The organism is Bradyrhizobium sp. (assembly GCF_028868675.1).
GTDB lineage: Bacteria > Pseudomonadota > Alphaproteobacteria > Rhizobiales > Xanthobacteraceae > Bradyrhizobium.
Map to the genome: position 1 here is coordinate 1 of NZ_JAGWUA010000270.1, position 5,107 is coordinate 5,107.

The following is a 5,107-nucleotide window of genomic DNA, read 5'->3' on the forward strand; positions in this document are numbered from 1 at the left end:
TTCTGAGCGGTCCAGCGATGCCCCCTTCCCGATGGCCGCCGGCGACAAACCCACCGACTCTGTGATCCCGATCACAAGCGCGCCGACGGCGAACGCCTAAGATGCTGCCAACAGCCGAACCATCGGGGTCGCAGCATGTGGTCCTTATTCAACATCCTCTACCGGGCATATTGCCGGGCACGCCTCAACGAGATCAAGAAGCTTCAGCCCGTTCACGCTGATTAGCAGCGTCGAAGGCCATCGGCGCATTCGTGGCGCGCAGCGCCCGCAATCCGGCCCAATCGCGCCGCGCATCGGCCGCCAACACGCCCGAATCGCAACCGTACGATGCGTCGCCGTCGGCCCAAACACAGTCTGGATCTTCGGCTACCGCTCCACCGCGATTTTCAGCCCCCAGCCCCATCGCGGTGGAGCGGGAAAATACATTCATGTGCGCCACGGCCTCCAGCGAAGACGCGCTAGGTTTGCAAGGAACTGTGCGACGCCGAGGCGGCGGCCCGCGTCGACCGTCAGTCCGTGAGTTCCTGCTCGAACCGATTGGGACCGGCCGGCTTCACGATCAACTTGATGGTCTTTCCCGACAGCGCGGCGAACGCGCCCGATGCGAATTTGACGGCGACGGTGCCGGAGCCTGCGACCCCCACAGGCTTGCCGTCCTTCATGACGAGGGTTCCCGTGCCTTCCAGAACCTGAGTGACCACCGTCCCTCCGGGGGCGCGGTGAACACCGCCGGACAACAGATAGGTCCCCGCGCACCGTCCCACTCGGTCGTGTTCAGTCCCGTGAGGGCCGCGCCCTTGAGCAGGCCGTCGACCGCGACGCAGGTAAATTGCGAAGCCACGAGCGCATGGCCCTCGCGGTCGCCGACGGGTTCCGGACTGTTCGTTCCGATGATGGTGCACTCATAGCGCGCGACGACGTCCGCGAAAGCGGCGCCGCTCGCTGCAACCAGAGCCAGGGTCGAAGTCACGATCGTGGTGATGAGGCGCTTGCCCATGCAACTGCTCCCTGGCCTGCCGTTGTCAGGCTACGGATGCGAATGGCGGCCGCCTTGAGCGAGATCAACATGAGGTTGCAAATCGTCCACCCGGCGTTTTGTGTCCCGCAAACCACAGCCTTCCTGCGAAAATCCGGGGCGGACGACCGTGCGATTGCCCGGGAGTCGGCGAATCAACTACGCCGTCGATGGGGCTGGGAAGCAGGAGTACCCGATGAGAGTTGCTTCCTTGGAGAGTGCCTTGACGGTGGCTACGCTGATCGCCGCCATCGTCGTCATGCTGTGGGAAATCAAGATTTTCTACGGCATGTAAAGGCCTGGGTTGGGCGTCAAACGAGAGACCTCCTGTCAAGAGGTCCGCAGGTCATGGATCTCTTCCGCGGCGGCGGAAGCTTCCTTTTGCATCGCGCCGGCGAACAAGTCGGGTCCATGCGATGACACGATCCGCGCAGCGGCCTGCAAGATGATGCGGCCCGCCTCGTCATATCCATCATTTGCTCGAATGGCTCAGTAGCACGCCCGGGGATCGGCCTGCACGTACTGGCCGCTCGGATAGCGGTAGTAGCAAACACCCTGCGACCAGTAATAGCCCGGCCGCGAGGCGGCGGTGGCGCCGGCAATGGCACCGGTGGCGCCGCCAACCACCATGCCGGCGGCGGCTCCCGTCGCGTTGCCGGAGATCAGCCCGCCGAGAAGGCCGCCCACGATGGCGCCGCCGATCGCGCTCGCGCCGGGATCGGCCGGTACAGGCGGCGGCGGTGGCGGGGCGTAAGCCGGCGGCGGCGCGTAGGCCACCGATGCGTCGTCGATATACTCTTCGGAGACGTAGGCGGGCGGCCCCGCCATCCGCTCCGGATAATAATACCAGGCGCCACCAACGTCCCACCACCAGCCATAGCGGCCGTTGCGGGTCTCGTGGCGCCAGCGTCCGCCTTCCCAGGCGACGTGGCCGCGATAGGCCCGTCCGCCGTAGTCGCGCGCCGGCACGGGTCCATGCGCCACATGGCGTCCCTGGGGCGGCGCGGTGCGAACGGCCTGCGGAGGCGGCCGGCGCACGGTATGGGATACGGGTGCGTTGGTTTGCGGCTGAGCGCCCTGCTGGGCGGCACCCGGCGGCTGGCCACCCTTTTCCTCCGCGTGCGCCGACAGCGCGACCAACGACAGGGCCGAAATCAATGGAACAACGATCGTCACGCGGCTGGACGCGCTCATGCTGGCCTACCCCTCACATCATCCGTATCATCGCTCGCCGGCGGCACGCCGAACCGCCGCAACGGGGATCTTCCTGCGCGCGATCGAGGCCGCCCAGCGTAGCTGACCTGCTTTGTCAGCGATGTCCCGTTACAAATGTTTAAGATCACGGCAATTTTTCGTCCGCGCCCGCCGCGCGGCCGGTTAGCGCGCCGGCTCGATGATGTTGCAATTGGTTCGCCCCGACATCAGGCAATCCTGCATCTTGCTGGCCGCGGTCAAATCCCGGGCAAGCCACAGCCCGACCGCCAGGATCGCCGCTGCAATGATCAGCCCGGCAATCGCGCCGCGGCGGTCGCCGCCAGGTTCGGGGGTGGACATCGCTCGAGCCGCCGAATCGTCGTCGCAGGTTGGTGACGCAGGCCTGCGCCTGTATCACCTCTGCGGCGCGGCGTCACAACTTGCTCAGACCTTGCGCTCAGACCTTGGGCGGGCGGACGGACTCCTTGCGCGAGGTCTCGACCGCGGGGACTGCCTGCTGCTGCGGGCGCAGCGCGCAAGTCGTCACCACAAGAGCGGTGCGGGTGCACTGCCAGTCGGCGCCCAGAACGGCATTCTCGATCGGTCGCGGGCGCGCTAGGCCGACCGCCGCGCCGGCCAGGATCACCGCCATCGCGGTGATCGCAGCCGCTCTCAGGCTCAGCCGGGAAAAAGTCATGGCCGTTGCTCCATCATTTGGCTGCGGATTCTAGTCGTCGCGCCCCTGCTTCCTTGTGAGGACAATCACAATTCGGCAGTTTTTCGCGGCCAGGAGGATTGGCTGCCCCGAGATCGCGCGACACGTATTTCTTTCGATGGCCTGCCGGCTACGAATATGGGTGGCCTGCGGACATCAGGCGATGTACACGCTTGGTCGCCGCGCGGCGCGCGCGCCTTGCGCGAGCCCGCCGGACCAATGGCAACCCGATCTAGTATTGAAAGTGAAGAAGACAAGGCTCGTTCGATGAGTGGCTTCAAGGAACCCGGCTTCGCAGACCGGCAAAAGGCGGCGCTGCAAGCGCGGCAGAATCTTTTGAACAAGTTCAAGGCAGCGCCGGGACCGGACGACCCCACCGTCGCGGCACGGCGCGCCGAGCGCGAAGCGGCAGCGGCGCGAAAGGCGGAGACGAAGGCCGCCCGCGACGCTGAAAAGGCCGAGCAGAAGCGCCGCGAGCAAGAAGCTGCGGCGCTCGAGGCCGCGCGGATCGCACGCGAGAAGGAAGAGGAAGCCGAGCGGCTCGCCGCCTTCGAGGCCGAACAAAAGGCAAAACGCGACGCGCGCTACGCCGCCCGCAAGGCCAAGGGCAAGAAGAAGTAGCTCATCAAGATGTCGTCATGGCCGCGTGAACGCGGACTGATGACGATGACGAACGGCGGGGCGGCGGGTCAATTCTTCTTCATCATGCCGTCGTCTTTCTTCATGCCGTCCTTCATGGCGTCCTTGGGCATGGCATCCTTCTTCATCATGCCATCGTCCTTGGACATCGCATCCTTCTTCATGCCGTCCTTGGACATCGTGTCCTTCTTCATGCCGTCGTCCTTGCTCATCTTGTCCTGGGCGAAGGCGGCAGGCGCCAGCGCTAGGCTGAGCGAGACAGCGGCAGCCGAGAGTCCGAGCGCGATGCGGGTGCGAATGGTCATGATTCATCTTCCCTTCGGGATGGTGTGATCCAGCGACGGATGCCGCTATCCCTGCTCGACGCTTCGCCGGCCGTCCTTGTTACGCCGCAGACGGCGTTTTTTTGCCGACCGGAGTGCACTTCTTCGCGCCGTTTGACACAATTTCGCCCGCGTGAGCCGCGTTAGTGCGCCCGGACGACCCGAGAGTGTGCGGCGCAGCATGACCGCGACTTGCCGCCGCATTCGGTCTCGAACTATCAGATGAGAGAAGATCGGCTGACGGACCGGCTAGGATGGGCTCGAGCCGGCCTCAAGACCCGATTACATCAACCAAGAACAGTCCAAGGGGATCAAATCCATGTTCACGCGCCGTCACCTTCTCGCGACAGCCGTCGCTGCGCCGGCAATCCTGCGCCTCGGCACCGGCACCGCGCATGCCGCAACCACGCTCAAGATCTCGCACCAGTTCCCGGGCGGCACGATCGACAAGGGCGACTTCCGCGATCGTCTCTGCCGCATGTTCGCAGCCGAAATCGCCAAACGCAGCAACGGCGACCTCGCCGCCGAGATCTATCCGAACTCCTCGCTGATCAAGACCAACGCGCAGTTCTCCGCGATGCGCAAGGGCGCGCTCGACATCAGCCTCTATCCGATGCCCTATGCCGGCGGCGAGTTGCCGGAAACCAATATCGGCCTGATGCCGGGCCTGGTGACGACCTACGAGCAGGGCCTGCGCTGGAAGAAGGAGCCGGTCGGCAAGGCGCTCTCCGATTTCCTGGCCGACAAGGGCATCATCCTTCTGACCTGGGTCTGGCAGGCCGGCGGCGTCGCCAGCCGCTCCAAGCCGATCGTCGCGCCCGAGGACGCCAAGGGCATGAAGGTGCGCGGCGGCTCGCGCGAGATGGACATGGTGCTGCAGACCGCGGGCGCTTCCGTGCTGTCGGTGCCGTCGAACGAGATCTACGCGGCGATGCAGACCGGTGCCTGCGATGCCGGCATCACCTCCTCCACCAGCCTGATCTCGTTCCGCCTCGAGGAAGTCTCCAAGGCGCTGACCTCGGGCGGGCGCGCCTCCTACTGGTTCATGCTCGAGCCGCTGATGATGTCGAAGGCGATCTTCGACAAGCTGCCGAAGAACCACCAGGACATCCTCCTCAACGTCGGCCAGGAACTCGAGGCATTCGGCAAGAAGGGCGCGCAGGACGACGACGTCGAGGTCGCCAAGGTCTACGAGAAGGCCGGCTGCAAGATCGCCTATCT

The 5,107-nt window shown here is 65.1% G+C and carries 9 protein-coding genes; 2 read left to right on the top strand and 7 right to left on the bottom strand.

Going from position 1 to position 5,107, the window contains the following annotated elements:
* Positions 1 to 193 precede the first annotated feature (193 nt).
* The 6 genes from KGM94_RS23265 to KGM94_RS23285 all read right to left on the bottom strand — a co-directional run bounded on the left by KGM94_RS23265 (position 194) and on the right by KGM94_RS23285 (position 2,906).
* Entirely contained in the window at positions 194 to 430 is a 237-nt protein-coding gene (locus KGM94_RS23265) for a hypothetical protein (protein ID WP_300264513.1), read from the bottom strand.
* A 79-nt stretch (positions 431 to 509) separates the two neighbouring features.
* A complete protein-coding gene (locus KGM94_RS25325) occupies positions 510 to 662 on the bottom strand; it encodes a hypothetical protein (RefSeq protein WP_366526267.1) in 153 nt (50 codons plus the stop codon).
* Positions 659 to 997, bottom strand: a complete 339-nt coding sequence (locus KGM94_RS23270; RefSeq protein WP_366526268.1) for a hypothetical protein — start codon at positions 995 to 997, stop codon at positions 659 to 661. Before KGM94_RS23270 ends, KGM94_RS25325 begins: the two co-directional genes overlap by 4 nt.
* Positions 998 to 1,504: 507 nt before the next feature.
* Positions 1,505 to 2,209, bottom strand: a complete 705-nt coding sequence (locus KGM94_RS23275) for a hypothetical protein (RefSeq protein WP_300264515.1) — start codon at positions 2,207 to 2,209, stop codon at positions 1,505 to 1,507.
* Between the two features lie 183 nt (positions 2,210 to 2,392).
* On the bottom strand, positions 2,393 to 2,569 hold the full coding sequence (locus tag KGM94_RS23280) for a hypothetical protein (RefSeq protein WP_300264517.1): 177 nt from the start codon (positions 2,567 to 2,569) through the stop codon (positions 2,393 to 2,395).
* Positions 2,570 to 2,666: 97 nt separating this feature from the next.
* The gene (locus KGM94_RS23285; protein WP_300264519.1) at positions 2,667 to 2,906 is read right to left on the bottom strand and encodes a hypothetical protein; all 240 of its coding nucleotides are present in this window, start codon (positions 2,904 to 2,906) and stop codon (positions 2,667 to 2,669) included.
* A 285-nt stretch (positions 2,907 to 3,191) separates the two neighbouring features.
* Between KGM94_RS23285 and KGM94_RS23290 the strand changes: the two genes are divergently transcribed.
* On the top strand, positions 3,192 to 3,545 hold the full coding sequence (locus KGM94_RS23290) for a DUF6481 family protein (RefSeq protein WP_300264525.1): 354 nt from the start codon (positions 3,192 to 3,194) through the stop codon (positions 3,543 to 3,545).
* Positions 3,546 to 3,613: 68 nt separating this feature from the next.
* Here the strand turns inward: KGM94_RS23290 and KGM94_RS23295 are convergent, their stop codons facing one another.
* Positions 3,614 to 3,868 (bottom strand): pentapeptide MXKDX repeat protein, encoded by a 255-nt coding sequence (locus KGM94_RS23295; protein ID WP_300264521.1) that lies wholly within the window; start codon positions 3,866 to 3,868, stop codon positions 3,614 to 3,616.
* Positions 3,869 to 4,205: 337 nt separating this feature from the next.
* Between KGM94_RS23295 and dctP the strand changes: the two genes are divergently transcribed.
* Positions 4,206 to 5,107, top strand: a 902-nt coding sequence (dctP, locus tag KGM94_RS23300; RefSeq protein ID WP_300264523.1) for a TRAP transporter substrate-binding protein DctP, incomplete at its 3' end; no start/stop codon positions are given.

Excerpts from the sequence above, each read along its gene's own strand:
- KGM94_RS23265 (WP_300264513.1), bottom strand. The coding sequence starts at position 430 with ATGAATGTATTTTCCCGCTCCACCGCGATGGGGCTGGGGGCTGAAAAT.
- KGM94_RS25325 (WP_366526267.1), bottom strand. The coding sequence starts at position 662 with ATGAAGGACGGCAAGCCTGTGGGGGTCGCAGGCTCCGGCACCGTCGCC.
- KGM94_RS23270 (WP_366526268.1), bottom strand. The coding sequence starts at position 997 with ATGGGCAAGCGCCTCATCACCACGATCGTGACTTCGACCCTGGCTCTG.
- KGM94_RS23275 (WP_300264515.1), bottom strand. The coding sequence starts at position 2,209 with ATGAGCGCGTCCAGCCGCGTGACGATCGTTGTTCCATTGATTTCGGCC.
- KGM94_RS23280 (WP_300264517.1), bottom strand. The coding sequence starts at position 2,569 with ATGTCCACCCCCGAACCTGGCGGCGACCGCCGCGGCGCGATTGCCGGG.
- KGM94_RS23285 (WP_300264519.1), bottom strand. The coding sequence starts at position 2,906 with ATGACTTTTTCCCGGCTGAGCCTGAGAGCGGCTGCGATCACCGCGATG.
- KGM94_RS23290 (WP_300264525.1), top strand. The coding sequence starts at position 3,192 with ATGAGTGGCTTCAAGGAACCCGGCTTCGCAGACCGGCAAAAGGCGGCG.
- KGM94_RS23295 (WP_300264521.1), bottom strand. The coding sequence starts at position 3,868 with ATGACCATTCGCACCCGCATCGCGCTCGGACTCTCGGCTGCCGCTGTC.